Here is a 25,500-nt window from a genome sequence, read left to right as displayed (position 1 = left end):
GTGTCGTGTGTGATCGGGAGGGATGCCGCACCGCTAGTACCAGGTGAGCCTGGTGGAACTGCCCGGGTTGCCGCCCGAGATGTCGATCCACACCTGCTCGCCGGGGTAGCCGAAGTAGCAGCTGAGCTGGACGCGTCCATCCGCGGGGATGTACTTCGACCGCCACGCGCTCGGACCGTTCATGGTGTCGTTGCAGCGCACCTGATAGGTGCCGGCAGCGAAGTTGGCCACATCCATCGCGACGTACGCGCACGACGAATGCGTGCAGGTGCTCGAGGTGTGGTTGGCGCCCTTCACCGTCTTCGCGGTCGGCTGCGGGGGCGGCGGCTTCGCACCCGTCGTCGCGCTGTCGCTCGCCGACGCCGTCTGCCCCTCGGTGTCGGTGACCTTCACCTCGAGCGTGCCCTTGTGGCTGTACCCGACGTCGATCGCCCGGCTGCCCGAGGCGGTGACGGTCTGCCACGCTCCTCCATCGATGCGGTACTGCGTGGTTATCGATCGCCCGTTCGTCGCGGGCACCCCCCACGCGTAAGTGATGGTCGTGCCGCTCACGGTGGTCTTCGCGGTCGGCGACTTGACCGGTCCGTACGGGATCGCCGCGTTCGACGCCGCTGTCGGCTCACCGTCGTACCGCACACCGTCGAGCGCCGTGTACGCCCTCACCTGCGCGGTGTACGAGGTGCCGTTCGTCAGGCCGCCGATCACACCGCCGGCGGGGATGGCCGCCCACGCGCCACCGTTCAGCGAGTACTCGTAGCCGATCTCGCCAGCGTTCGCGCCGTTGCCGGCAGCATCCCCGTGCGTGATCGTCACGGAGCTGTTGTTGTTCGGCGTCGACAGCGACACGCTCGACGGAACGCCCGGGGCCACGAACGCGCGGCGCGACGCGGAGGCGGTGCTCCAGTCGCCCCAGCCGGCCTTGTTCTTCGCGCGCACCTTGAACGCGTACTCGGTCGTCGAGGTGGCCAGGTTGATGACCTGACGCTGCGTCGTCGGGTCCACGTCGAGCGTGTTGACGACGGCGCCGCCCTGCAGCACCTGCACCTGGTACGCCGAGATGATGTCGCCGTTGTTGGCCGGCGGCGTCCAGAGCACCTCGAGCTGCGCCTGATCGCCGACGGGGCTCAGCCGGTTGGTCGTCGGCGCCGCCGGAGGCTCAGGAGCCCTGGCGGGCGTCTCTTCGAGAGACCACGGGCTCCAGCTCGACGGCTCAGGAGCGAGGTTCACGGCCTGCACCTGGACCTGGTACGAGACGCCGTTCTCGAGGCCGTCCCACACCACGCTGTTCCCGGTCACCTTCTTCTTGAGCGACACGCCGGAGGGCGGAGCGGGCGAGATCTGCAGGTTGAACGACTGCACCGGCGAGCCCGGAGTCGGCGGGGTCACCCACGTCACCGTCAGGCTGCGGTCGCCGAAGACGAGCGTCGGCGCCTGCGGCGTGTCGGGCCGCGCATCGGGCCGCGCCTCGGGCGACGGCGCGGACGGGTCCGAGTCGCCGACCCGGTTGGTCGCGATGACGGTGAAGTTGTACTTCACGTTGTTCGTCAGCCCGTCGAGCGTGCAGGTCGTCGACGCGCACTCCTTGGTGTAGGCGGCGGTCGTCGACGTCACGGTGTAGCCGGTGATCTCGGCGCCGTTGTTGGCGGGCGGCGTCCACGCCAGGACCACTGTCCGGTCCTGCACGCTCGACACGCGAGGCGTGCCCGGGGCGTCCGGTCGTCCCTGCACCGTCAGGCGGATGCGGCCCTCGACCTCGCGGTCGACGTCGGCCGTCGCATCCTGGATCCGGTACCGCACCACCATCGTGCCGAAGAAGTCCTCGTCAGGCGTGACCTCGACCTTGTCGCCGACGACGTTCGCCTCGCCGTCGCCGGTGTCGACCGAAGCGGTGGTCACCTTGAGCGCCTTGCCGTCGGCCTCGAACGGGTTGAAGTCGTTGTCGAGCACCGCCACCGACTGCGTCTGGCCCTGGTGCGCCTCGTCGATCACGTCGTCGTTCGCCGTCGGCAGAGGACGGGTGGACGCGGTGACGGTGACCGCGACCGAGCCGTCGACCGGGTCTGTCGCACCGTCCGAGATCTCGAGGCGGATCGTCGCCTTCGTGCCCTTCTTGGTGTCGGCAGCTGCGCTGACCTTCAGCTCGCCGCCCTCGATCGCCGCGGTCATGCCCTTTGGCGCGTCGCCGACGATCTTGTAGCTCATGCCGGCCAGATCGTCCTTGTCGGGATCTGTGGTGAGCGACCGCAGATCGAGCGCGGTCGCCGCCTCGCCCGGGGCGACGTCCATGGCGCCGTTGGCGAAGGACGGCTGCTTGTTGTCGGGCGGCAGCACGGTGACCGGCAGTGTCAGCGTCGCCTTCCGGCCCTGCGGGTCGTCGGGGCCGGTGCCGTCGGTCACCTCGAACGTGATCGCGTCCTCACCGAAGTAATCGGGCGCCGACGTGTAGACGAGCGTCTGCGCGTCCTTGACCAGGTTCGAGCCGTCGTTGTGCACCGCCGACGCCTTCGCGGCCTCGGTGAGGATCACCGCTCCGCCGTCGGCCGCGCGCACGTGGTCGGCGATCGGGATCTCGACGGTCTCGCCGCTCTTGACCTCGATCGGAGTCGTCGTGGTCAGCGTGGGCGGCAGCGTGACGAGGCCCGGAACGTGGATGAACGCCGACGCGGTGTTGCCGTCCGGATCGGTCACCGTGTACTGGATCAGCTGCGATGCCTCGGTCAGTGCCACGCGCACCTTGCCGCCCTTGATGACCCGGGCAGCGGCGCCCTGCACGCTCACCGTCAGCGCGTCGACCGTGCCATCGGGATCCTCGTCGTTCGCGAGCACCTCGACGTCCGTCGAGCCTTCCTCGTCTACGTCGGTCGCGCGGACGTAGTCGTCGCGGGCCACCGGCGGCAGCAGCGGCACATCCTCCGCGACCGTGATCTGCAGCACGGCGGTCGCGGTGGCACCGCGGGCGTCCTTGATGGAGTACTGCAGCGAGGTCTCCACCGGCTTGTCCGGCGCCGTGACGACCACGCGGTCGCCCTCGACGTCCCCCTTCAGGCCCTTGACGTCGGGCTGCACGAGACCGCTCTTGATCAGGCCGAACCGGTCGCCGTCGGGGTCGGAGTCGTTCTCGAGCACCGGCACCGCGATCGTGCGCCCCGGACGCATGACGACAGCATCCTTCACCGCGTACGGCGCCTGGTTCGCCGCCTCGGGCGGCGCGATGCCGACGCTGATCGTCGCCGTCGCCTCCGCGCCCAGCCGATCGCGCACCCGGTACGTGAAGCCGTCGACGCCCGACGTGTCGTCGAAGGCCTCGTAGACCAGATAGTCCGAGCCGGTCTCGACGATGCGCCCCTTCTTGGGCGCGGAGTCGATGCCGACGAGCTCGACCGAGTCGCCGTCCGCATCGATGCCGTCCAGAGGCACGGCGATCCGCACCCGGCCGCCGGTCAGCACGCGCGACGTCAGGTCGCGCGGCTTCGGCGCGGCATTGGTCTCGGGGTCGGCGGGCACCACCTGGATCGTGATGTAGCCGGCATCCTTCTGTCCGGCGCTGTCGACGACCTCGTACGTGGCGTAGACCGTTCCGGGTTCATCCGAGGCGCGGAAGCGCACCTCGTCCTGCGACACGAAGGCCTCGCCGTCTGCGGGCTCAGGGAGCGGCTCGACGAGATCGGGCGCGACGTGGATCGTGTCGCCGTTGGGGTGATAGTCGTTGTCGAGCACCGGGATCGTCACGACGTCACCGGCGCGCACCACGGCCTGGTCGTCGTTCGCGACCGGCGGGCGCAGCTGAGAGGGCGCCGGCACCGGGATCACGATCACGTCGGCCTCGGCCTGCTTCGCGCCGTTCGAGATGCGGTAGGTGATGCGCACCTGCTCCGACAGCGCGGCCTGATCGGTGATGCGCAGCGTCTCATGGTTGAGCACCGCGACGCCGATGCCGGCGTTGGACTCGGCCGTCACGGACTGCACCACCAGGATGCCGCCGTTGGGGTCGCTGTCGTTCTGCAGCACGTCGACCAGGACCTCACCCCCGGCGGGGAGCAGCGCGATGTCGCGGACAGCGACGGGGGGCAGATCGGAGTCGTCCTCGTCGACGACATCGACACGCACGAGACCGGGCACCGGGTCGACACCGGCGGCGACCAGATACTGCACGTAGTACGTGCCCGGTTTGTCGGAGCGGAAGGTGAAGGTCTTGTTGGGGTAGTCCGGCGTGATCGTGGCGCCGTCGACGTCGTCGACGCGGGCCAGTCGCAGCGGCTCGCGCGTCGAACTGACGTCGTTGGCGAGCGGCGACACCGCTGCGGTCTTGCCCACGCGCACGACGACGTAGTCCGCGTTGGTCACGGGCACGGTCGAGCCGATCGGCTTGACGTCGAACCGGACGGCGCCGGCGGCGTCGTCGGTGCCGTCCGACACGACGATCGCCACCTCTTTGCGGCCCTGCGTGCCACCCACCGCACGGAAGGTCACCCGGCCGTCGGAGGTGAAGTCGGCCTCGTCGCCGTCCTCGGCGTATGCCGACTTGAGGAACACGTCGTCGCCGTCCGGGTCGTACCAGTCGGGGAGCACGTTGTAGGTGACGGTGCCGCCGGCCTCGACCGCGACCGTCGTCACGCGCTTCGCCTTGGGCGGCTCGTTCTGATCCCAGTCGTGCACGGCCAGCTTGACGGTGGCCGAGTCCTTGCCGCCGCGCCCGTCGGTGATCTCGTACGTGAAGCTGGTGGTGCCGCTGGCGTCGTCGGGCACCGAGATCTGCAGCGCGCGCCCGTTGTCGACCTTCTGGATGTCGCCGAACCCGGGACCGTCCCCCGTCACGCGCGCCGTCAGGATGTCGCCGTCGGGGTCGTTGTCGTTGTCGAGGACGGCGAGCATCGTGGTGCGCCCGGGACGCACGCCGAAGTCGTCGTCCACCGCGGTCGGCGGCGTGTTGACGTCCGAGCGCTTGGGGAGCGTCGTCTCGGTGGTGTCTTCGGTGGTCTGCTCGTCCTCGGTCGATTCGCCCTCGGGCGGGGTGAGATCGTCCCAGTTGTCGACGCGCTGCAGGCTGTCGGCGGCCATCCACGTCGCGCCGCTGACGACGTCGTTCAGCACGATGACGTCACGGTTGACGCGGAACGTGAGCACCGACGACGACTTGACGCCCTTGACGTCGGTCATGAGGTCGTCGGCCTCGCCGGTGCAGTCGCGGATGAACCGGCCTGACCCGCTCCACGCGGCGTACGTGCACCCCTCGAGGTAGACCGGTTCGGCCGGCGAGCCGTCGCGGCCCGCGTCCTGCGAGGACGGCTTCGACCCGTCGAACGGGACCCGCACCAGCGCAGAGCCGGATGCCACGGCCACGGCGTCGTTCGCCGCCGACGGCTGCTGCAGCGCCGCCGCGCCGCTCACCTTGACCTGGGTGCCGCCGGCGAACACCGTGCCGCTGTCGGCGTCGAGCACGACCGGCTGATCTCCGACGACGGTGATCGAGGCCTTCGCATCCTTCTTGAGCCCGTCGAGCGCGCGATGCTCGGGTTCGCCCGGCTCGCCCTCGGCGTCCGTGCGCACGACCACGATCTCGCCGTTCTGAGGCGAGACGCCGTAGACGGTGCCGTCCAGGCCGACCGCGACGTCAGCGCCCTTGCCGAGCTTTGCGACCGGATCGTCGCCCTTGATCTTGAGCGCGCCGCCCGCCGGCGCGACCCACAGCTCGCCCTTGGCGGGGTCGAGCACGGCGACGGTGGATCCGCCCAGCCCCACCACCGCCGAGCCCGGGACGTCGGCCGGTTCGGTGAGCGCCACGTTCGCGGGGTCGACGGTCGAGACCGTCGAGTTCTCGGCATCGACCATCAGCACGGTCGCGCCGGACTGCAGGATGTCGTAGTCCTTGCTCGGGGTGCGCAGCCCGCCGTCCAGTACCTCGGACTCGTGGTTGAAGTGCCCGACGAGCAGGCTCGACTGCTTGGTCACCCAGACGCCGCCGTCGTTGAGGTCGACCTCCGTGGTGGGCAGGCCGTCATAGACGAACGCGAGCGTCGTGATGGCGACCGCGGCCGCGCTCACGACGCCGGCGGAGGCGAGCGTGCGCGGGCGCGCGCGCAACCACGCGAAAGACCTCATAGACTTCCGACTCCTGGGGTAGTCGTGTGTCTGGTCGCGCGCGGTGGGGACCTGATGTGGGGGCTCAGGACGCGCACGAAGACGGGGAATCCGGACCAGAATAACCCGTCGACCTGGGAACCTGTCATCCGCCTATGGGGACAATCACCCATCCCCCGACGCGACGCGGGCGCCGTCAGGAGGACGGCGAGGCGCCGACGTACTCGCGCAGATGCTTCGCCGTCAGGGTGTCGGCGCCGGCGACGAGGTCGGCGGGAGTCCCCTCGAAGACGATCGTCCCGCCGTCGTGGCCGGCACCCGGTCCGATGTCGATGATCCAGTCGGCGTGGGCCATGACGGCCTGATGATGCTCGATCACGATCACGCTGTTGCCGGCATCGACGAGGCGGTCCAGCATCCCGAGCATGTTCTCGACGTCGGCGAGATGCAGACCCGTCGTCGGCTCGTCGAGGACGTAGATCGCGCCCTTCTTCGCCATCGAGATCGCCAGCTTCAGGCGCTGCCGCTCGCCGCCCGACAGCGTGTTGAGCGCCTGGCCGAGCGTGAGGTAGCCGAGCCCGACGTCGATCATGCGGACGAGCGTCGTGTGAGCGGGGCCCTTGGTGAAGAAGGTGGATGCCTCAGCCGCCGACATCGCGAGCACCTCGGCGATGTTCTTGCCGTCCAGGGTGTACTCCAGCACCTCGTCGCTGAAGCCCGAGCCCTCGCACAGCTCGCACAGGGTCTCGACGCTCTGGGTGAAGCCGAGGTTCGTGATGATGACGCCCAGGCCGCGGCACGCGGGGCAGGCGCCCTCGGAGTTGGCGCTGAACAGGGCGGGCTTCACCCCGTTCGCCTTCGCGAACGCCGAGCGGATCGTGTCGAGGATGCCGGTGTAGGTCGCGGGGCTCGACCGCCGGTTGCCCTTGATCGGCGACTGGTCGACGACCACGACGTCGTCGAAGCCCGGCACATTGCCGTGGATGAGAGAGGACTTGCCCGATCCGGCGACACCGGTGACGACCGTGAGGATGCCCAGCGGGATGTCGACGTCGACGTCCTTCAGGTTGTGCTGCGTGGCGCCGCGGATCTCGAGGGCGCCCTTCGCGGCGCGCGTGGACTCCTTGAGCCTCGCGCGGTCGTCAAGATGGCGGCCGGTGAGCGTGCCCGAGGCCCGCAGACCGGCGACGTCTCCCTCGTACTGGACCTCGCCGCCGGCGCGGCCGGCGCCCGGGCCGAGATCGACGATGTGGTCGGCGATCTCGATGACCTCGGGCTTGTGCTCGACGACGAGCACCGTGTTGCCCTTGTCGCGCAGCTGCTGCAGCAGGTCGTTCATGCGCTGGATGTCGTGCGGGTGCAGGCCCGCCGTCGGCTCGTCGAACACGTACGTGATGTCGGTGAGCGCCGAGCCCAGGTGCCGGATCATCTTGGTGCGCTGTGCCTCGCCGCCCGACAGCGTGCCCGATGCCCGGTCCAGAGACAGGTAGCCGAGCCCGACGTCGACGAACGAGGCGATGGTCTGCCGCAGCCCGACCATGAGCGGTGCGACGGCGGGGTCGTCCACCGTGTCGAGCCAGGCCGCGAGATCCGAGATCTGCATGGCTGCGGCATCCGCGATGCTCGTCCCGTTGATCTTCGACGACCGGGCGCCGTCGTTCAGCCGGGTTCCGCCGCAGTCGGGGCAGGGCATGAACTTCACGGCGCGGTCGACGAACGCGCGGACATGGGGCTGCAGGGCGTCGCGGTCCTTCTGGAGCATCGACTTCGTGACCTTGGGGACGAGCCCCTCGTAGGTCATGTTGATGTTCTGGATCTTGACCTTCGTCGGCTCCTTGTAGAGGAAGTCCGCCAGCTCTTTCTCGCTGTAGTCCTGGATCGGTTTCGCCGGATCGACGAAGCCGGACTCGGTGAAGCCGCGCACCATCCAGCCGTCGGCGTTGTAGCCCGGCACCTGGATCGCGCCGTCGGCGAGCGACTTCGTCTTGTCGTACAGCTCGTCCAGGTCGATGTCGCTGACCTCGCCGAGTCCCTCGCACCGTGAGCACATGCCGCCGGTGATCTCGAACGACCGGCGCTCCTTGACCTTCTTGCCGCCCTTCTCCATGGTCACGGCGCCCGCGCCCGACACCGACGGGATGTTGAACGAGAACGCCTGCGGCGACCCGACATGCGGCCGACCGATGCGGCTGAACAGCAGACGCAGCATGGCGTGCGCATCGGTGGCCGTGCCGACCGTCGAGCGGGCGTTCGAGCCCATCCGCTCCTGGTCGACGATGATCGCAGGGCTGACGTTCTCGAGCGCGTCGACGTCGGGCCGGTTGAGCTGGCCCATGAACTGCTGCACGAACGTCGGATAGGTCTCGTTGATGAGCCGCTGCGACTCGTTCGCGATCGTCGCGAACACGAGCGACGACTTGCCCGAACCGCTCACGCCGGTGAACACGCTCAGCCGGCGCTTCGGGATGTCGACCGAGACGCCCTTGAGGTTGTTCTCACGCGCCCCGACGACGCGGATGACCTCGTGGGAATCGGCGATGTGGTGTTCAGATGCCATGCGCCCCAGTCTGCCCGGCAACCCGGACATCACGCTTCCTCAATCCTGCTCGACCTGCTCGATCCCGACCTGACGACCGGTTCACTTGCGCTGTTTGCACGCCCGAACGCGGTTTCCGCGTACGAACAGCGCAAGTGAACCGATTCAGACGGTGGATGCCGGGGGCTCTGGCGCGTGGGTCGGCCCGGAGGGTCGGGCCGGCTCGTCAGGCCGGGTCGACGGCGAAGTTGTCGCGGAACACCGACTCGGGGTCGTACGTCGCCTTCACCGCGCGCAGGCGCTCCAGCGTCGCGGGCGGGAACGCCTCGGCGATGCGCTCGGGGCGGTCGGACGAATCGAAGCTCAGGTACATGCCCCGGGTGTGCGCGGCCAGCGACCGCCACGCCGCGTCCAGACGGTCGGGGTTGCCGCCGAGCGCCGCGACCGAGAAGTTCGCAGACCGGTGCGCGTACGCGGTGGCGTCCTCCGGCACGTCGGCGACAGCCCCGCCGACCGCCCGCAGCTGGAAGAACGGGACGGCGCCGGTGCGCAGCATCCCGTCCACCGCCTCGGCGAACGCGGGTGTCACGTGCTCGACGAGCGCCGAGCGCGAATGCGGTTCGCCGGCGCCGTGCTGCGGTCCGAGGTCGGCGTTCGCCATGACCTGCGCGTACGTCGTGAGCTGCACCTGCTGCTGCACGAGCGGCGCGAGCTCGGCGAACGGCTGCAGGCGCGCGATGATCGTGTCGGGGTCGTCGGAGTCGACGATCCCGTAGAGCTGGACGACCTGCGGCTGACCGGGCCGCGGTCCACCGGTGAGCAGGAACATCGTCAGGTCGCGCGGCGCCGCCTCGACGATGCGCCCGTAGCCCTCGAGGAACGCCGGAACGTCCTCGACTTGGAACGCGAGCTGCGCGTGGCCGAGCTGCCCCACCTCGTCGACCTCGAACTCGAACGCCGTGACGATGCCCATGTTGGCGCCGGCACCGCGGATCGCCCAGAACAGCTCGGCGTGAGAGGTCGCGTCGGCCCGCACGATCGAGCCGTCTGCGAGCACCACTTCGGCGGCGCGCAGGTGATCGATCGTCAGCCCATGCTCGCGCGAGAGCAGGCCGATGCCGCCCGCAGTCGCCAGTCCCCCGACGCCGACGCCGCCGTAGTCGCCGGACGACAGCGCCCAGCCGTGCTCGCCGAGCGCGGCGGCGACCTGCGCCCACCGCGCACCCGGTCCGATGCGCACGAGCCGCCGCTCGGCGTCGAGCACCTCGATCCCGTTGAGCTGCCGCAGGTCGATGACGATGCCGCCGTCGTTGGTGCTGCGGCCGCTGATGCCGTGTCCGCCGCTGCGCACCGAGAGCGGGATGGAGGGATGCCGGCGGGCAAACCCGACCGCCGCACTCACCTCTGCGGCGGTCGACGGCTGCAGCACGATGCCGGGCGCGCCGCCGCGCATATAGGTGGAGCGCACATCACCGTAGTCGAAGTCGCCGGGCTCGATGGCACGGAGCCCCTCGGGCACCTCGTCGTAGGCGATGCCGTCGCGGCGGGCGGCGAGCGCGGCCGACGACCGCGCGGGGGCGGCGGCCACACCGGTGCGGCCGCGTGCTTCGGCGACCAGCGCGCGCACCTCGGGCGCCACCTCTTCGCCGTAGAACTGCAGCAGGTTCGGGTCGTCGGCGGCGAGGATGAAGGTGCCGATGCCGTCTTCGAGCGCAAGCTGCGCCAGGCGCTCGGCGAACTCGTGCGGGTCGGCGGCGAGCTGCCCGATGTTGAGCAGGCGGCGGATCTCGCGCGGGTCGCGGCCGGCGCCGACGGCGGCCTCGTCGATCGCGGCGTTGCCGCGGGCGAGATCGCCCGGCTTCAGGTAGCCGAGCGAGGGCAGCCAGCCGTCGCCCTTGCGGCCGGTGAGCGCCAGCATGCGCGGCTTGTACGCGCCGATGTGGATCGGCACCTCGTGCGCGGGACGCGGGCCGCGCTTGGCGCCGTGCACACGGTGGAAGCGGCCATCGGTGAAGACGCCGCCGCGCTGGTCGGTGCGCCACAGCTCCCGGATCACGTCGATGGCCTCGCCGAGGGCGGTGACCGACTCCCCCGCGGTGAGGCGCCCGCCGCCCATGGCTTCGATGGCGTCCCAGAATCCGCCGGCGCCGAGGCCGAGTTCGAAGCGCCCGCCCGACAGCAGGTCGAGGCTCGCGGCCGCGCGCGCGACGACCGCGGGCGGTCGCAGCGGCACGTTCAGCACGTTCGGCGAGATGCGGATCGTGTCGGTGCGCGCGGCGACGAACGACATGAGGGTCCACGTGTCGAGGAACGACGGCTGGTACGGGTGGTCCTGGAAGGTGACGAGATCGAGGCCGGATGCCTCGGCCACCTGCGACAGCAGGACCGGCGCGTCGGGGGCCGCCGCCGAGGGGGTGATGAACGCGCCGAAGTCGAGCGCGTGTCCGTAGTCCATGTAGAGCCTCCGCGGACGCCAACCGCCGGCATCCATTATTCATTCCGTCGCATGCTTCCGGTCGCACCCGCGCCCCGGATGCGTAGGCTGACGACCGATGACCACCCTCAGCGTCGTGATCCCGTCGCTGAACGACGCCGAGATGCTGCGCCACTGCCTCGCCGCACTGGCTGCGCAGACCCGTGCGCCCGACGAGATCATCGTCGTCGACAACGGCTCGGACGACGACACCTCCGAGGTCGCACGCGCCGCAGGGGCCAGGGTCGTCGCGGAGCCCGTGCGGGGCGTGCTGCGCGCCACCGCCGCCGGCTTCGACGCCGCGACGGGCGAGGTCGTCGGCCGCCTCGACGCCGACTCGCGGCCCGCGCCGGACTGGGCCGCACGCATCGACCGGCGGTTCAGCGCGGACCCGACCCTCACCGCCCTGACCGGCACCGGAACGTTCTACGGCGGCAGCCGGTTCTGGCACTTCGTCGGGCACCACGTGTACCTGGGCGGCTACCTGTTCGTGTTCCGCGCGGTCATCGGGCACATCCCGTTGTTCGGCTCGAACCTCGCGATGCGGCACGACGCGTGGCGCGGCATCCGTCCCCGCGTGCACCTCGACGACCCGCACGCGCACGACGACCTCGACATCAGCCTCGTGCTGCCGCCCGACGCCGGCATCGAGTTCGACCCGCGGCTGCACGTCCAGGTGTCGGCACGGCCGTTCGAGAGCTGGTCGGGCTTCGCGCGGCGCGCGTCGTGGGCGTTCCACATCGTCGGCGTCAATCTGCGCGAGGTGCCGTGGCTGCGGCGGGTGTGGCGCTGCGCGGCGGGCCGGCGCGACCGGCGTCGGCGGCAGCGCGAGCTGGGGCTGCGGCATCCGCATCGTCCCGGTCCGCTGCACAGGCGCGCGCGGCACGCGAGCGAGGCGACCGAAGAGCGTTCGCGGCCCGTCAACCCCGCATGAGCTCGAGCATCGCTTCGGTGAGCTGGTGCGGTGCGGTCTCGCACGGGCTGTGCCCGGTCGGCAGCACCAGCAGCCGCGCCCCCAGGCGCTCGGCGAACGCCCGGTGCGCCGACGTGCGCCACACGTCGCCCGTGCCGGTGGCGACGAGCATCGGGATGCCGGCGGCCCGGAGCTCGCGCGACAGATCCGGAGTGCGCTGCATGAGCGCCATGATGTCGCCGACGCTCGAGGCGCGGGTGAGCTCGAAGCGCGCCGTGACGAACGCGGCACGCTCGCCCGGCGCCCGGTGCACGTTGTGCCGGAGCGCCGCGATGAACAGCGGACCGATCCAGCGCGCCGGCACCAGGTAGCTGAACGGGCCCATCACCTTGAAGCCGCGCAGCGCCCGGCCCGTGAGCGGCGGCGCCGACAGCAGGGTCAGACTCGCGAAGAGGTCGGGACGTCGGGATGCCGCCACCTCGGCGACCGTGCCCGCGAACGAGTAGCCGAGCACGTGCGACGGCCGGGCGCCGCTGCCGAGCACCGCGAGCAGGTCGTCCACGAACAGCTCCTGCGTATACCGCCGCCGAGGCGGATCGGCATTCTCGGGGCCGGCCGCAGAGGACTCGTACTGACCCGCCAGGTCGAACGACTCGACACGGAACCCCGCCTCGGCGAACAGCGGCATCATGAGGGTGAAGTCCTCTTTCGAGCCCGTCATGCCCGGTACCAGCACGACCCGAGTGCCCGCCGCCGGCCCCAGCGTGACGCGCGCGAGCGTTCCGCTCGGCGCGTCGAAGGCGTCGCGGACCGCGCCGACGGGCAGCACGCTCCAGTCGATCGGGTCCAGTGCGGCATCGAGGGCGGCCGCACGCGCCATGCGCTCGGCGCCGTGCCTCGGCCCGTCCGGCACTGGCGCCGGGGTTCCTGCGTCGTCGGCGGGCACGCTCACGACGGCATCCTAGGGTCGCCCCCGGATCGTGCCGGGCGGCGCGCCCGCCGCCCCGTACCGCCGGCCGCATCGACTGAATCGGTTCACTTGCGCTGAATGTACGCATGATCCCTGGATCGGCGTACGAACAGCGCAAGTGAACTTGTTCAGACGTGGCGAGACGGAGGGCGTGGAAGGGGGCGTGGAAGGGGACGGCGTGGATGTTGCGGCTACGGGATCGCGAACACGACGGTCGCTCCCGACGGCACCGCCGACGTCACGATGCGGGTGTCGAAGGTCGCCAGCAGCGCGTCGTTCGACGCGGCGAGGTGCAGCAGGTACGTGTCGGTCACCTGCGAGCTCGCGAGCAGCCGCTCCGTGTGCACCGAGCTGTCGAGCAGGCTGACCGTGTCGGGCAGGAACACATGGTCGTCGCGCGCGGCGAGGCTCGCCAGGCTCGCCAGCACCACGGGCGCCGGCTGGCTGTTGGGGTAGGACGGGTGGCTCACGACCCGCACCACGCCGTTCTGCACGAGCGGGCACGTGTGCCACTGCGCGCCGCCCCGCGAGGCGAACCACCGATGCGCGCGGTCGTGGTGCACGTGCAGCGGGTCGATCAGGGCGATGACCGCGTTGACGTCGAGCAGGTACCTGGTCACGGTGCGTCGTCCTGCAGTGCCGTCACGTCATCGAGCGTGGCGCGTCCGGCCTCGGGCTGTGCGGGCAGCAGCACGATGCCGTTGCGGGTTCCGCCGTGGCGGCGACGCTCGGTCAGGGTCGCGCGGGCGAGCTGCGAGATCGCCTCGCCGAGGGTCAGCCCTCGTGCGTCGGCGAACTGCTTGGCCGCTGCGAGCACGTCGTCGTCGATCGTGAGCGTGGTGCGCATGCATCGATCATCACGCATCACGCATCAGCGGTCAACGGCGGAACAGCCGGAGACCCCATCAGCCGGAGACCCCATCAGCCGGAGACCCCATCAGCCGGAGACTTCGGTGCGCCAGCATCCATCCACATGGTCATCGACCATCCCTGCCGACTGCATCAGCGCGTACATCGTCGTCGGACCCACGAAGCGGAACCCGCGCTTTCGCAGCGCTCTGCTCATCGCGTCCGACGCGGGGGTCGTCGCGGGCACCTCGGCGAACGTCGACGGACGGCGGTGGGATGCCGGGGCGAAAGACCACATCAGCGCATCGAGCTCCCCCGGCTCGAGCTCGAGCACGAGGCGCGCGTTCGAGATCGTCGCCTCGATCTTGGCTCGGTTGCGGATGATGCCCGGATCGCCCATCAGCCGCTCGACGTCGTCGGGACCGAACGCCGCCACCGCGTCGGGCTCGAAGCCCGCGAACACCTCGCGGAACCGCGGCCGCTTGCGCAGGATCGTGATCCACGACAGCCCGGCCTGGAACCCCTCGAGGCTCAGCTTCTCGAACAGCGCGCGGTCGCCGTGCAGCGCCACGCCCCACTCCTCATCGTGGTAGCGCGCGTACTCGAGGTCTTCGCCGACCCACGCGCAGCGCGCGCGGCCATCGGCTCCGGTGCGGACATCCATGCTCACCGCGCCAGCCTAGGGTCGGCCTCCGACGCGCGGGCGTCAAGCGTCGTTCACCGGCCCGATTCCCGGATGCCGCGCGCGTCGCTTACCGTGGAATGTCGGGCTGTTCGCGCCCGCGGGGCTGGGAGGCAGGACCATGAAGATCGTCGCGTCGGCAGATTGGCGGGATGCGGTCCCGTTCGAGAACCCCGTACTGGTGGCCGATGTGGTCCCCGGCGAACCGACGCGCTGCTTCTCATGCGGCCCCGACTCGGAGCTGCTCCCCCGCACCGAGCTGTGGGCGTACAAGCATCGCCACCCCAAGAACCACGACGGGTATGTGCGCTTCTACTGCGCGTTCCACGTGCCGCAGGCCGCGCCGAAGCCCCAGGTCGCGGCGCCCGCGCCGACGTCGCGCGCGAAGTCACCGCGCCCCGCCGCCGAACGTCGCGTCCCCAAGCCCGTCGTCCCCGAGCGCGTGCGGGCGATGTGCCCCAACTGCTTCGTCGAGGTCTCGGCGACCGGCGAGTGCGGCATGTGCGGCTGGACCGCGAGCTGAGCTGAGGACGGTGGATGCCGCCGATCGCGGCCGGATCCACGCACCAGCGGCTCCGCGCCATGCGCCGGCGGCGCGTGGAGGATGCGCGGGGACAACGCGCTTCGCTGTGCCCGGGCAATGAGAAGGGGACCGCGTTCCCGATTCGCGGTCCCCTGGAAGACACTCCCGATGCACGAAGCCCGAATGCGCAGTCGGGTGAAGGCTGCCTTCATAAGGGATATGTCCGGCGCGAGACGATCTGGGACACCTCCGAAGTCATCGTTACCTTTTCGTGACATTCGAGGTGTCCCAGCCTCATCGCCGACCATGCCCGCTTCTCGCCGGCCCTGCCCGATTCGCGGCGACCATGCCCGATTCTCAGCGACCATGCCCGATTCTCGGCAACCATGCCCGGCATACTCGGCGCCATTCGGGCACGCTCGGCGCCGTTCGGGCACGCTCGGCGCCGGACGGGCACGCTCGGCGCCGTTCGGGCATGGTGGGCGCCGAACGGGCGGGCTCACTTCTTCTTGAGCGACTTCTCCGACACCGGCGCCTCGCCCGACGCGGCGAGCGCGCGGTAGTACTCGCGGGCCTCGTCCTGGCGCTCGCGCTCTGCGCCCGACGCGATGGGCGCGCGCACGTGCTCGGGCTCGAAGCCGTACGCGTCGACGAGGTCTTGCGCGTGCGGACGCAGCCGCGCGGCGAGGCGGTCGATGTACCGCGACACCGAGGCCGCGCGCTGCGTCGACAGGCGCCCGTTGATGAGGTACCAGGCGAGGTGCTTCTCGATGAGGTGCAGTCCGAACAGGTCGCGCAGCCACGTCAGCACCTGGACGGTGCCCTCATCCGAGATCCTGTGGATGCCGTCGGTGAACGCCTCCCACTGCAGCAGCTCGCCGTGGGCGCGCGCGGCCTCGATCAACTCCGCCTGGTGGCTGTTGAACAGCGCCGCGGCCTCCGCCGGAGAGAGCTTCGAGGCCGGGCGCAGCGCGGCGGCGACATCGGCCACCATCTGCTGCACGCGCCCCGCGAGCAGCTCGTGCTGCTGGTCCTCCCGAAGGCCGAACTCCACCGAGCGCGCCGTCGAGCCGAAATCGGCGACCGCCTGGCCGAGCTGGCGGAGCCCCGCACCGTGGAACAGCTTGCCCGCCGTCTGCCCGACCGCGAATCGGGCGAGGGCGGCGGCATCCTTCCCCTTGAACTGCTTGGCGTAGTCCGACAGGAGTCGCTTTCCGACCAGCTGCAGCAGGATGTTGTTGTCGCCCTCGAAGGTGACGTAGACGTCGAGGTCCTGGTGCAGGCCGACGAAGCGGTTCTCGGCGATGAAGCCCGAGCCGCCGCACGCCTCGCGCGCCTCCTGGATCGTCGACAGGGCGTTCCAGGTGCTCAGCGGCTTGAGCGAGGCCGCGAGCGTCTCGAGGTCCTCACGCTCCTCGGGGGTGTCGGTGCGGCCCGAGAACACGCCGTCGAACTTCTTCAGCAGCTCGTCGTTCGCGAAGAACTGCGCGTAGTTCTGCGCGAGGAGCGGCAGCAGCCGGCGCTGGTGCTTGCCGTAATCCAGCAGCACGACCTCTTCGGTGCCGGCGCCCGAGTCGAACTGGCGACGCTGGTTCGCGTACGTCAGCGCGATGTAGAGGGCGAGCGCGGTGCCCGTGGTGGCGGCGCCGTCGAGCGACACACGGCCCTGCACGAGCGCGCCGAGCATCGTGAAGAAGCGTCGTCCGGGGCTCGGGATGTCGGACGTGTACGACCCGTCGGGGGCGACCTGGCCGTAGCGGTCGAGCAGGTTGAAGCGCGGCACGCGCACGTGGTCGAACGCGAGACGGCCGTTGTCGATGCCGTTGAGTCCGCCCTTGACGCCGTCGTCCTCGCTGGTGACGCCCGGCAGCATGCCGCCCTCGTCGTCGCGGATCGGCACATAGAAGCAGTGCACGCCGTAGTTGACGCCGCCCGTGATGAGCTGCGCGAACACGGTCGCCGCCCTGCCGTGCAGCGCCGCGTTGCCGAGGTAGTCCTTCGTCGCCGCGCGGAACGGCGTGTGGATGACGAACTCCTCGGTGTCGGGGTCGTACGTCGCGGTCGTACCGATGGCGGCGACATCCGAGCCGTGGCCGATCTCGGTCATCGCGAACGCGCCGGGGATCGACAGGTCGATCACGCCGGGCAGCCACTGGTCGTGGTGCTTCTTGGTGCCGAGCTGGTAGATCGCCGAGCCGAACAGGCCCCACTGCACACCGGACTTGATCTGCAGGCTGGGGTCGGCGAGCACGAGCTCCATGAACCCGGCGAGGTTGGCGCCGTTGTCTTCGAGGCCGCCGTACTCCTTCGGGAACGCGCGGCGCGAGCCGCCGTGCTCGACGAGCAGGTGCAGCTGGCTGAGCACGCGCTCGCGATGCTCGGGCATCGGCTGCCCGTCGATGCGCCAGAACGCCGGGTCCTTGATCATCTCGCGCGCCTCGCGGCGCGTGTGCGCCCACGTGCCGAGCAGCAGGTCGGTGACCGCGTCCACGTCGATGCGCGGTTCGGATGCCTCGGCCGCGCTGTGCGGGGCGGTCGGTGCTCCGCCGGCGGGCGTGTGCTTGTGGACGGCGGGCTTCTTGGAGCGGACGGCGGCGTCAGCCATGTCATCACCTCTCGGAGGGACGGGGAAGGTCACTTTCGACCGTAGGACTCCCACAAGCGACGAGCAAAGCAGCTGGTGGTTTTCGACAACCGCAGCGCGCGACGTGGGGTCGCTGCGTTGTACGGGGCGCACAGCCCTGCCGGTCGACGCGACCGCCGCGATCGCTCGTCGTCGACGACGGGATGCCGGCGGCCGGTGTCGCCGGCACGGCCTAGGCTCGGGCCATGACAACCGGGGCCGCCGCCATCACCACCGCCTTCATCCCGGTCCGCGATCCGCTCGAGAGCGCGCGATGGTACGCCGAGGCCTTCGGGCTCACGGTCGTCGAGGCGACCGAGTTCTCGAGCGTGCTGGCGGGCTCGCAGGGCCAGGTGACGCTGATGGGGCCGGTGAGCGGCATCCAGGCCGAGCCCGGCCTGCCATGGGCGACCTGCAACTTCCGCGTCGCCGATGTGGCGCCGGCGCGCGAGCGGTTCGCCGCGCTCGGGGCCGCCCCGAGCGAGGTGTTCGGCGACCCTGCTCGCTGCCTGTTCTTCACAGCCGTCGACCCGGACGGCAATTCGCTCCTCGTCACCGACCGCTGACGCGCGTCTGGGATCCCGGACACCGGCTGCTCGACGGGGGCTGTACGCCGGCCCCTCCGACCGCGAGACTTGGGCGATCCGGGCGCCGTGGCCCGGGCGACGGGCGGGGGTCGGTCATGGGCACAGTCGGCGCGCAGCTGTTTCGGCGCAAGCCCATCGTCGTGCAGCACAAGCACCACCAGGGCGAGGAGCTCGCCCGCAACCTCAGCACGTTCCAGCTGATGATGTTCGGCGTCGGGGCGACCGTCGGCACCGGCATCTTCTTCGTGCTGAGCGAGTCAATCCCCAAGGCGGGGCCGGCCGTCATCGTCTCGTTCGTCGTGGCCGCGATCTGCGCCGGGCTGTCGGCGCTCTGCTATGCCGAGCTCGCGGCGGCGATCCCGGTGAGCGGATCGACCTATTCGTACACGTACCACGCGCTCGGCGAGGTCTGGGCGATCGTCATTGCGGGGTGCGTGCTGCTCGAGTACGGCGTCGCGGTCTCAGCGGTCGCGGTGGGCTGGAGCGGCTACTTCAACGAGCTGCTGCAGAACACGCTGGGCTTCCGGCTTCCCGAGGCGCTGTCGGTGTCGTTCATCCCGGGGTCGGACGGCGCCGCGACCGGCGGCGTCATCAACCTGCCCGCGGTCGTGCTGGTCGGGCTGTGCTGCCTGCTGCTGATCCGCGGCGTCGCCGAGTCCGCGACCGTGAACGCCGTCATGGTGCTCATCAAGCTCGGGGTGCTGGCGCTGTTCATCGTGCTCGGCCTGACGGCGTTCAACGCCGACCACTTCGAGGACTTCTTCCGCTTCGGCGCCCCCGGCATCAGCGCCGCAGCCGGCACGATCTTCTTCTCGTTCATCGGCCTCGATGCCGTCGCGACCGCAGGTGAAGAGGTGCGCAATCCGCAGAAGGCGCTGCCGCGCGCGATCATCGGCGCCCTGATCATCGTCTCGACGGTGTACATCCTGGTGGCGATCGCGGGTCTCGCCGCCGAGCCTGTCGAGTTCTTCTCCACCGAAGCAGCCGGTGAGGCCGGTCTCGCGAAGATCCTCGAGAACGTCACCGGCACACCGATCTGGGGCACGATCCTCGCGGCCGGCGCGGTGGTCTCGATCTTCTCGGTGACCCTCGTCACCCTGTACGGACAGACGCGGATCCTGTTCTCGATCTCTCGCGACGGCTTCGTGCCCCGCCGGTTCGTGCGCGTGAACGCCAAGACCCTGACGCCCATCTACAACACGGTCGTCGTGTCGGTGATCGTCGCGATCGTCGCGGGATTCGTGCCGTCGGACTATCTCTGGGACACCGTGTCGATCGGCACGCTGATGGCCTTCATCGTGGTCGCGCTCGCGGTGATCGTGCTGCGGCGCACCAAGCCCGACCTGGAACGGCCGTTCCGCGTTCCGCTGTATCCCGTGGTGCCGATCCTCACGATCGCCGCGTGCGTGTACATCCTGTCCGGGCTCGCCGCGGTGACGTGGGTGATCTTCGGCGCCTGGATCGCGATCGTGCTGCTGTACTACTGGTTCTACGGCCGCCGGCACGCGACCCTCAACGACTACACGTCCGACGAGCAGATCGCCGAGCCGATCCGGCCGGAGGAGGAGCAGTGACGTACGTCGTCGGCTACGGCCCCCGCAACGACGACCGCAGCGCCCTCGAGCTCGCCTTCCAGTTCGCCCGCTCGCATCCCGAACCGGTCGTCGCGGTGTCGGTCGTGCCGCAGGGGTGGGGCACGCCGCTGGCCGGCGGCGTCGACCGCGAGTACGAGGAGTGGGCGGCCGGCGAAGGGCAGCGGAGCGCCGAGCTCGCGGTCGCCGACTTCGCCCACCATCCGCGGCTGCCCGCCGAGGCGGTCTGGGTCACGGGACGATCCGTCCCGGCGACCCTCATCGAGCAGGCGACGGCGCGGGATGCCGCACTCATCGTCGTCGGCTCGGCCGAAGAGGCGGAGCCTGGAAGGGTGCGTCTGACGTCGAAGACGGACAGGCTCGTCCATTCGTCTCCGGTGCCCGTGGCCATCGCGCCGCGGAGCTACCGCACGACCAGCGGGATCACCCGGGTGACGATCGGCTTCCGCGACGACGATGCCAGCTGGTCGCTGGTGGACCGCGTCGCCGGCATCGCTCGCGACTCCTCTGCGCGCATGCGCCTGATCACGTTCCTCGTCGACCCGGCGAGACGCCCCGTCACCACCGACGTCAGCCACGCGCAGGCTCAGGTGATCGACGCCTGGACGACGCAGGCGAACGCCGCGCAGGCCGAGGCGGTGGCCCACCTGCAGTCGTCGGGCTTCACCGACGACGAGGTCGAGCACGGCATCTCGGCCGCACCCGACTGGAGCACCGCGGTGTCGTCCGTCGGCTGGACGGACGGCGACGTCCTCGTCGTCGGCTCGTCGTCGACCCACCGCCTGGCCCAGGTGTTCCTCGGCTCCAGCGCGTCGAAGATCCTGCGCAACGCCCCCGTCCCGGTCATCGTCGTGCCCGGCGCCGGCACGTGACACCGCCTCCGTGAGTGCTCGGCGCGACGGGCGCCGGTTTCCCGCCGCGGCGCACCAGATCTGTGGTGCCGAATCAGAGAAGTGGCGCCGTTCGCGGGGACGCCGGGGGTCACGGCGGGACGCAGGACGAAGGATGCCGCACCGCGAGTCGCGGTGCGGCATCCGTTCGGCTGGAACGAGGGGGAACTACAGGGTGAGGCCGTGGCCGAAGCGGAACAGCGGGTCCTCGGTGTCGAACGGCACGTCGGGGCGCGAGGCCTCGACCGCCGCCATCGAGCGCGGGATGTCGAACGGCAGCCGGCCCTTGGCCTCGGCCGCACCGGTGAGCACGTCCAGCAGGGCGGCCGAGCTCGCACCCCAGTTGGCGACGACCGCGTGTGCGGCGTCGACGATCGGGCCGAGGATCGCGGGACGGTCCAGGAACACGTCGACGACGGTCGGCACCGCGGCGGCCACCTCGCCCACGTGGGCGATGGTCTCGGGCGCGAAGTCGAGAGATCCGGCGTGGAAGAACGACTCGAATCCCGCACCCCGCTGCTCGTACGGCGCCTGCAGGCGCAGCACCGCGATGTCGGCCTCGGCGGGCGTCTCGACGACCGTGCCGTAGGCGGCCGCCGTCTCTGCGTCGATGCCCTCGACGTACACCTTCACGCCCTTCGTGAACGGCAGGGCGCCGTCGCGGTTGGCGAGGATCGTCAGCGCGGCGCGCTGCGCGGCATCCCCCGCCGCCCGGAACTCGGCCGAGCCGACGATGCGGTCGGCCGCCTCGGCGTCCACGTACGGGTCCTCGAACAGGCCGAGCGCGAACTTCTCGCGCAGCAGGCGCCGGGCCGAGGCATCCAGTCGCTCCTCGGCGACGCGGCCGTCCGCGACGAGTTCCACGAGCAGCTCGGGGCACGCCTCGCCGCCGAACTGGTCGGCGCCGGCCTCGATGATCTTGACCATGCGCTCCTCACGGGTGAGGTGCTCGACGCCCCACGCGCGAGCCGGGAACGGCTGGCCCATGATCTCGGCGTCGGTGATGAGGCCCCAGTCGGTGCAGACCACGCCGTCGAAGCCGTAGCGCTCGCGCAGCAGGCCCGTCAGCACCGACTTGTTGAAGCCGAAGCCGACCTCTTCGTACTCGGTGCCGACCGGCATGCCGTAGTACGGCATGACCTGGCGCACGCCGGCGGCGAACGCGTCTTCGAAGGGCTTCAGGTGCAGCTCGAACCTGCCGCCGGGATACACCTGCTCGCGGCCGTATTCGAAGTGCGGGTCCTCGCCGTCCTGCTGGGGGCCGCCGCCGGGGAAGTGCTTGACCATGGTCGAGACCGCCCCCGGCCCGAACGACTCGCCGTTCTGGAACCCCCGGATGTACGCGGCGCCGAGCTCGCCCGACACCTCCGCGTCCTCGCCGAACGTCTGCAGCTGCCGCGACCAGCGCGGCTCGGTGGCGAGGTCGACCTGCGGGTGCAGGGCGACACGGATGCCGACGGCCGTGTACTCCTGGCGGGCAATGTCGCCGAAGCGCTCGACGAGCTCGGCGTCACGCGTCGCCGCGAGACCGAGCGTGTCGGGCCACTGCGAGAACGGACCCGACAGCATCGATGCGCCCGGGTTCTCGGTGAACGAGTGCCGAGGGTCGGTCGAGATCGTCACCGGGATGCCGAGGCGAGTGGATGCCGCCAGCTCCTGCAGCGCGTTGTGCCAGCGTGCGATCGCACCGGCGGTGGGCGCCACGCCCAGCAGGTTGAAGTGGCTCATCTGCCGGTCGACCACGTACTCGCGGTTCGACGGCAGCCCGAACATCGGGTCGGCCTCGGCGAGCTCGCCGTCGGGGCCCATCGTGATCATCGTCTGGAAGAAGAGGCCCGCCTTCTCTTCCAGGGTCATCTCGCGGAGGAGCAGCTCGACGCGCTCATCGATCGGCAGGCTCGCGTCGAGCCAGGGGCGCTCGGCGGCGGCGGGTGCGGCATCCTGATCCATCGTCGTGGTGTCCGTCATCACTTCACTCCCTTGATCCGGTAGACGAGCACGGCGCCGGCGAGGGCGACGAGCGCGCCGAAGAGGTAGTACACGGTGTAGCCGCCGAGCGGCGTGGCGGCGCCGAGCGCGATGATGCCCGGCGCGATCGCCGGGGCGATCGACTGCGGCAGGGCGTTGGCGATGTTGAGGACGCCGAGGTCCTTGGCCGTGTCTTCGGGGTTCGGCAGCACCTCGGTCGCCAGCGCCAGGTCGACCGACATGAACGAGCCGGCGCCGAGGCCGATGATCGCCTGCGCGACCAGCACCACGGGGACGCTCGGCGCGAAGGCGAGGACCACGAGACCGACGACCATGATGCCGCCGGCGATGGCGACGAACGGACGACGCTTGCCGATCCGGTCGGACAGCACACCGCCCAGCGGGCCCGAGATCGCCATCGCGACCATGGATGCGAGGTTGGCGACGAGGATCGTCGAGATCGCGGTCTGCTCGTCGAGGCCGAACTTCTCGGTCAGGTAGAAGGGCAGGAAGGTGGCGATGCCGGCGTAGCCGAACATCACGAGGAACTTCGTGAGCCAGGTCCAGCCGAAGTCGGGGTGCTTGGCCGGGTTGAACACGAACGAGCCGAAGAACTGGCCGATCGTGAAGCGCTGCGCGGGCTTCTCTTCGAGGCGGCGGTCCTTGAGCACGAGCACGAAGAGCACGGCGAGCACGGTGGCGATGGCGGCCGGCACGACGAAGCGCGCGAAGTCGTCCGACAGGAAGTTGACGAGGAACGAGCCGGCGAGGATGCCGAGCGGCGTCGTCAGGCCGACGATGCCCGAGACCTTGCCGCGGCCCGAGACGGGCACCTGGTCGGGGAGCGTCGCGTTCGCCGCGGCGAGGACCGCGTTCATGGCGGTCTGCACGAGGCACCAGGCGATCAGGACGACCCAGACCGAGTTCGCGACGCCGATGAGGGCGAAGCCGCCGAGGCCGACGAGCGTGCCGCCGAGGATCCAGGGGCGGCGCATGCCGAAGCGGGACGTGGTGCGGTCGGACAGGCGGCCGGCGAGCGGGTTGGCGATGAGCGCGAACAGCGCACCGACGCCCATGAGCAGCCCGAGCTGCGCCGTCGCCTCTTCCGCCGATCCGGTGATGTGCTGCACCTTGAAGGCCATCGACACCAGCACCGGCGTCAGCAGCGCCAGGTAGACGCCGAAGTTCGCGCCCGCGAGTGCCGGGGTGTACCCGCGCGGGGTCTTGGCGGGCGTCGTGCCCGGCGCCTTGAAGCCGGTCGTGCCGGCGGCCGCGGCCGTCGCGGCGGAGGACAGCTCTGTCATCGGAGTCCTTTCTCGGGTGCGACGCGCGTCGACTCAGACGACGTCGATTCACGAGAATACATGAAAATCGACCGTTTGGTAACTGAAAGCTGACCGATTGGTAATCGACCTCGCTAGACTGTGGCCGTGACGACGATCTCCCCCACGGCGACCGCCCGCAGCGCGCAGCTCGTGCGCACCCGCGCCGCGATCGTCGCGGCCGCGCACGATCTGTTCGTCACGCGCGGCTACCGCGCCACATCGTTGCGCGACGTCGCGGCCGCCGCCGGCATCAGTCACCCCGGGCTGCTGCGCCACTTCGCGACCAAGGACGCGGTGCTCGCCGAGATCGTCGCGTCATTCGAAAGCGACAACCAGCTCGCGCTTCTCGAACAGCTCGCCGCCGACGAGCCCGGCACGCTGGGGTACAGCCTCATCGCCCAGCGCAACGAAGAGGTTCCCGGTTACCTCGCCCTGTTCGCGGCGCTCACCGGCGAGGCATCCAGTCCCCGCCATCCCGCGCACGAGTTCATGCGCGATCGCTACGCCCGGCTGCGGGAACTGTCGACGGATGCCGTCGACGAGGCGATCGCGCAAGACACGGTGTCCGCCGACCGCGACCCGGCCGGCGAGGCCGTGCGGATCGCCGCGGCATGGGACGGCCTGCAGCTGCTCAGCCAGTACCTGCCCGACCGCGTCGACGTCGTCACGGCGCTGGAGACCTACGAAGAGGGGCTGGCCCTGCCCGTCGGATGGCGTGACCCCGACGATGCCGCAGTCGGTGAGCACGCCGCACCGGTGCCGCCGATGCCGTCGTTCACGAACGACGACATCACTCCGCCGGCCGGCTACCGCGTCGGTCGCGAGCGGCGCGCCGAGATCCTCGCCGGCGCCACCGCACTGTTCGCGCAGGAAGGCTACGGCGACACCAGTCTGCGCGACATCGCCGAGCACGTGGGGGTGTCGAAGTCGACGCTGCTGCACCACTACGGCTCGAAGGAAGAGCTCCTCAGTGCCGTTCTCAGCGAGCGGGACCGTCAGATCGAGACACGCGGCTCGTATGTGCGCGCCGCCCGCGCGGCGGACGAGCTGCGGACGCTTCCCGCCGGCGCCGCCGAGAACGCCGTCGACGCGCCGGGCCTCATCGAGGTGTATGCGGTGCTCTCGTGCGAGGCCGTCCCCGCCGACCACCCCGCCCACGCGTACTTCGAGCAGCGGCTCAGCGGTGTGATCGACCACTTCGCCGCACTGTTCCGCGGCGCCCAGCAGGACGGCGACCTGCCGTCCCACCGCGACCCCGAGTTCGAGGCGGTGTGGCTGACGGCACTGTGGGACGGGTTGCAGTACCAGTGGCTCTACGACCGCACGTCGGTGGATGTGGCCGCCCAGCTCACCGCGCACCTGGACGACGTGCTGCCGCACCGCTGAGCGCCCCTGGCCGTTCTGGTCGCCCCACGGAGCGAGGCACGAGCGAAGACGAAAAACGCGGCGAGTCCCTCTCGAGAACCCGGTGCGCGAACGTCGAGGGCGTGG

At 70.5% G+C, this 25,500-nt stretch carries 16 protein-coding genes; 6 read left to right on the top strand and 10 right to left on the bottom strand.

Going from position 1 to position 25,500, the window contains the following annotated elements:
• Nucleotides 1-33: 33 nt before the first annotated feature.
• The 3 genes from IF188_RS06320 to IF188_RS06310 all read right to left on the bottom strand — a co-directional run bounded on the left by IF188_RS06320 (nucleotide 34) and on the right by IF188_RS06310 (nucleotide 11,069).
• Entirely contained in the window at nucleotides 34-6,099 is a 6,066-nt protein-coding gene (locus tag IF188_RS06320) for an Ig-like domain-containing protein (protein ID WP_191170938.1), read from the bottom strand.
• A 175-nt stretch (nucleotides 6,100-6,274) separates the two neighbouring features.
• A complete protein-coding gene (locus IF188_RS06315; RefSeq protein ID WP_191170937.1) occupies nucleotides 6,275-8,635 on the bottom strand; it encodes an ATP-binding cassette domain-containing protein in 2,361 nt (786 codons plus the stop codon).
• Between the two features lie 205 nt (nucleotides 8,636-8,840).
• The gene (locus IF188_RS06310; protein WP_191170936.1) at nucleotides 8,841-11,069 is read right to left on the bottom strand and encodes an LLM class flavin-dependent oxidoreductase; all 2,229 of its coding nucleotides are present in this window, start codon (nucleotides 11,067-11,069) and stop codon (nucleotides 8,841-8,843) included.
• Nucleotides 11,070-11,166: 97 nt separating this feature from the next.
• Here IF188_RS06310 and IF188_RS06305 point away from each other — a divergent pair, with 97 nt between their 5' ends.
• A complete protein-coding gene (locus IF188_RS06305; protein ID WP_191170935.1) occupies nucleotides 11,167-12,021 on the top strand; it encodes a glycosyltransferase family 2 protein in 855 nt (284 codons plus the stop codon).
• On the opposite strand, the gene IF188_RS06300 is transcribed toward IF188_RS06305, so the two are convergent.
• The 4 genes from IF188_RS06300 to IF188_RS06285 all read right to left on the bottom strand — a co-directional run bounded on the left by IF188_RS06300 (nucleotide 12,008) and on the right by IF188_RS06285 (nucleotide 14,483).
• Complete coding sequence (locus tag IF188_RS06300) at nucleotides 12,008-12,952, bottom strand: alpha/beta fold hydrolase (RefSeq protein WP_318152807.1); 945 nt, start codon at nucleotides 12,950-12,952, stop codon at nucleotides 12,008-12,010. The two genes, IF188_RS06305 and IF188_RS06300, sit on opposite strands and share 14 nt — an antisense overlap.
• A 209-nt stretch (nucleotides 12,953-13,161) precedes the next feature.
• Entirely contained in the window at nucleotides 13,162-13,590 is a 429-nt protein-coding gene (locus IF188_RS06295) for a TA system VapC family ribonuclease toxin (protein WP_191170934.1), read from the bottom strand.
• The gene (locus tag IF188_RS06290) at nucleotides 13,587-13,817 is read right to left on the bottom strand and encodes a hypothetical protein (RefSeq protein ID WP_018170431.1); all 231 of its coding nucleotides are present in this window, start codon (nucleotides 13,815-13,817) and stop codon (nucleotides 13,587-13,589) included. The genes IF188_RS06295 and IF188_RS06290 overlap by 4 nt, the downstream gene beginning before the upstream one ends.
• Nucleotides 13,818-13,907: 90 nt before the next feature.
• Complete coding sequence (locus IF188_RS06285; RefSeq protein WP_191171063.1) at nucleotides 13,908-14,483, bottom strand: DNA-3-methyladenine glycosylase I; 576 nt, start codon at nucleotides 14,481-14,483, stop codon at nucleotides 13,908-13,910.
• 139 nt (nucleotides 14,484-14,622) lie between these two features.
• Here IF188_RS06285 and IF188_RS06280 point away from each other — a divergent pair, with 139 nt between their 5' ends.
• Complete coding sequence (locus IF188_RS06280) at nucleotides 14,623-15,024, top strand: glucose-6-phosphate dehydrogenase (protein ID WP_191170933.1); 402 nt, start codon at nucleotides 14,623-14,625, stop codon at nucleotides 15,022-15,024.
• Between the two features lie 499 nt (nucleotides 15,025-15,523).
• On the opposite strand, the gene IF188_RS06275 is transcribed toward IF188_RS06280, so the two are convergent.
• Complete coding sequence (locus IF188_RS06275; protein ID WP_191170932.1) at nucleotides 15,524-17,629, bottom strand: acyl-CoA dehydrogenase family protein; 2,106 nt, start codon at nucleotides 17,627-17,629, stop codon at nucleotides 15,524-15,526.
• Nucleotides 17,630-17,853: 224 nt separating this feature from the next.
• Here IF188_RS06275 and IF188_RS06270 point away from each other — a divergent pair, with 224 nt between their 5' ends.
• From IF188_RS06270 to IF188_RS06260, 3 genes are all read left to right on the top strand, one after another.
• On the top strand, nucleotides 17,854-18,213 hold the full coding sequence (locus IF188_RS06270; protein WP_191170931.1) for a VOC family protein: 360 nt from the start codon (nucleotides 17,854-17,856) through the stop codon (nucleotides 18,211-18,213).
• Nucleotides 18,214-18,329: 116 nt separating this feature from the next.
• Nucleotides 18,330-19,808: an APC family permease gene (locus IF188_RS06265; protein ID WP_191170930.1), complete on the top strand. Its 1,479-nt coding sequence runs from the start codon at nucleotides 18,330-18,332 to the stop codon at nucleotides 19,806-19,808.
• Nucleotides 19,805-20,698, top strand: a complete 894-nt coding sequence (locus tag IF188_RS06260) for a universal stress protein (RefSeq protein WP_191170929.1) — start codon at nucleotides 19,805-19,807, stop codon at nucleotides 20,696-20,698. The genes IF188_RS06265 and IF188_RS06260 overlap by 4 nt, the downstream gene beginning before the upstream one ends.
• Before the next feature lie 186 nt (nucleotides 20,699-20,884).
• On the opposite strand, the gene IF188_RS06255 is transcribed toward IF188_RS06260, so the two are convergent.
• Entirely contained in the window at nucleotides 20,885-22,684 is a 1,800-nt protein-coding gene (locus tag IF188_RS06255) for a glycoside hydrolase family 3 protein (RefSeq protein ID WP_191170928.1), read from the bottom strand.
• Nucleotides 22,684-23,988, bottom strand: a complete 1,305-nt coding sequence (locus tag IF188_RS06250; protein WP_191170927.1) for an MFS transporter — start codon at nucleotides 23,986-23,988, stop codon at nucleotides 22,684-22,686. Before IF188_RS06250 ends, IF188_RS06255 begins: the two co-directional genes overlap by 1 nt.
• 126 nt (nucleotides 23,989-24,114) lie before the next feature.
• On the opposite strand from IF188_RS06250, the gene IF188_RS06245 reads away from it, so the two are divergent.
• Nucleotides 24,115-25,395, top strand: a complete 1,281-nt coding sequence (locus IF188_RS06245; RefSeq protein WP_191170926.1) for a TetR/AcrR family transcriptional regulator — start codon at nucleotides 24,115-24,117, stop codon at nucleotides 25,393-25,395.
• The last annotated feature ends 105 nt before the right edge of the window (nucleotides 25,396-25,500 follow it).

It is taken from the genome of Microbacterium helvum (genome assembly GCF_014779795.1).
In the GTDB taxonomy this organism is placed as follows: domain Bacteria; phylum Actinomycetota; class Actinomycetes; order Actinomycetales; family Microbacteriaceae; genus Microbacterium; species Microbacterium helvum.
This window is presented reverse-complemented; position numbering and strand designations above follow the sequence as displayed.

Excerpts from the sequence above, each read along its gene's own strand:
- IF188_RS06280 (WP_191170933.1), top strand. The coding sequence starts at position 14,623 with ATGAAGATCGTCGCGTCGGCAGATTGGCGGGATGCGGTCCCGTTCGAG.
- IF188_RS06285 (WP_191171063.1), bottom strand. The coding sequence starts at position 14,483 with ATGGATGTCCGCACCGGAGCCGATGGCCGCGCGCGCTGCGCGTGGGTC.
- IF188_RS06255 (WP_191170928.1), bottom strand. The coding sequence starts at position 22,684 with ATGACGGACACCACGACGATGGATCAGGATGCCGCACCCGCCGCCGCC.
- IF188_RS06315 (WP_191170937.1), bottom strand. The coding sequence starts at position 8,635 with ATGGCATCTGAACACCACATCGCCGATTCCCACGAGGTCATCCGCGTC.
- IF188_RS06290 (WP_018170431.1), bottom strand. The coding sequence starts at position 13,817 with ATGCGCACCACGCTCACGATCGACGACGACGTGCTCGCAGCGGCCAAG.
- IF188_RS06265 (WP_191170930.1), top strand. The coding sequence starts at position 18,330 with ATGGGCACAGTCGGCGCGCAGCTGTTTCGGCGCAAGCCCATCGTCGTG.
- IF188_RS06305 (WP_191170935.1), top strand. The coding sequence starts at position 11,167 with ATGACCACCCTCAGCGTCGTGATCCCGTCGCTGAACGACGCCGAGATG.
- IF188_RS06270 (WP_191170931.1), top strand. The coding sequence starts at position 17,854 with ATGACAACCGGGGCCGCCGCCATCACCACCGCCTTCATCCCGGTCCGC.
- IF188_RS06310 (WP_191170936.1), bottom strand. The coding sequence starts at position 11,069 with ATGGACTACGGACACGCGCTCGACTTCGGCGCGTTCATCACCCCCTCG.
- IF188_RS06275 (WP_191170932.1), bottom strand. The coding sequence starts at position 17,629 with ATGGCTGACGCCGCCGTCCGCTCCAAGAAGCCCGCCGTCCACAAGCAC.
- IF188_RS06250 (WP_191170927.1), bottom strand. The coding sequence starts at position 23,988 with ATGACAGAGCTGTCCTCCGCCGCGACGGCCGCGGCCGCCGGCACGACC.
- IF188_RS06320 (WP_191170938.1), bottom strand. The coding sequence starts at position 6,099 with ATGAGGTCTTTCGCGTGGTTGCGCGCGCGCCCGCGCACGCTCGCCTCC.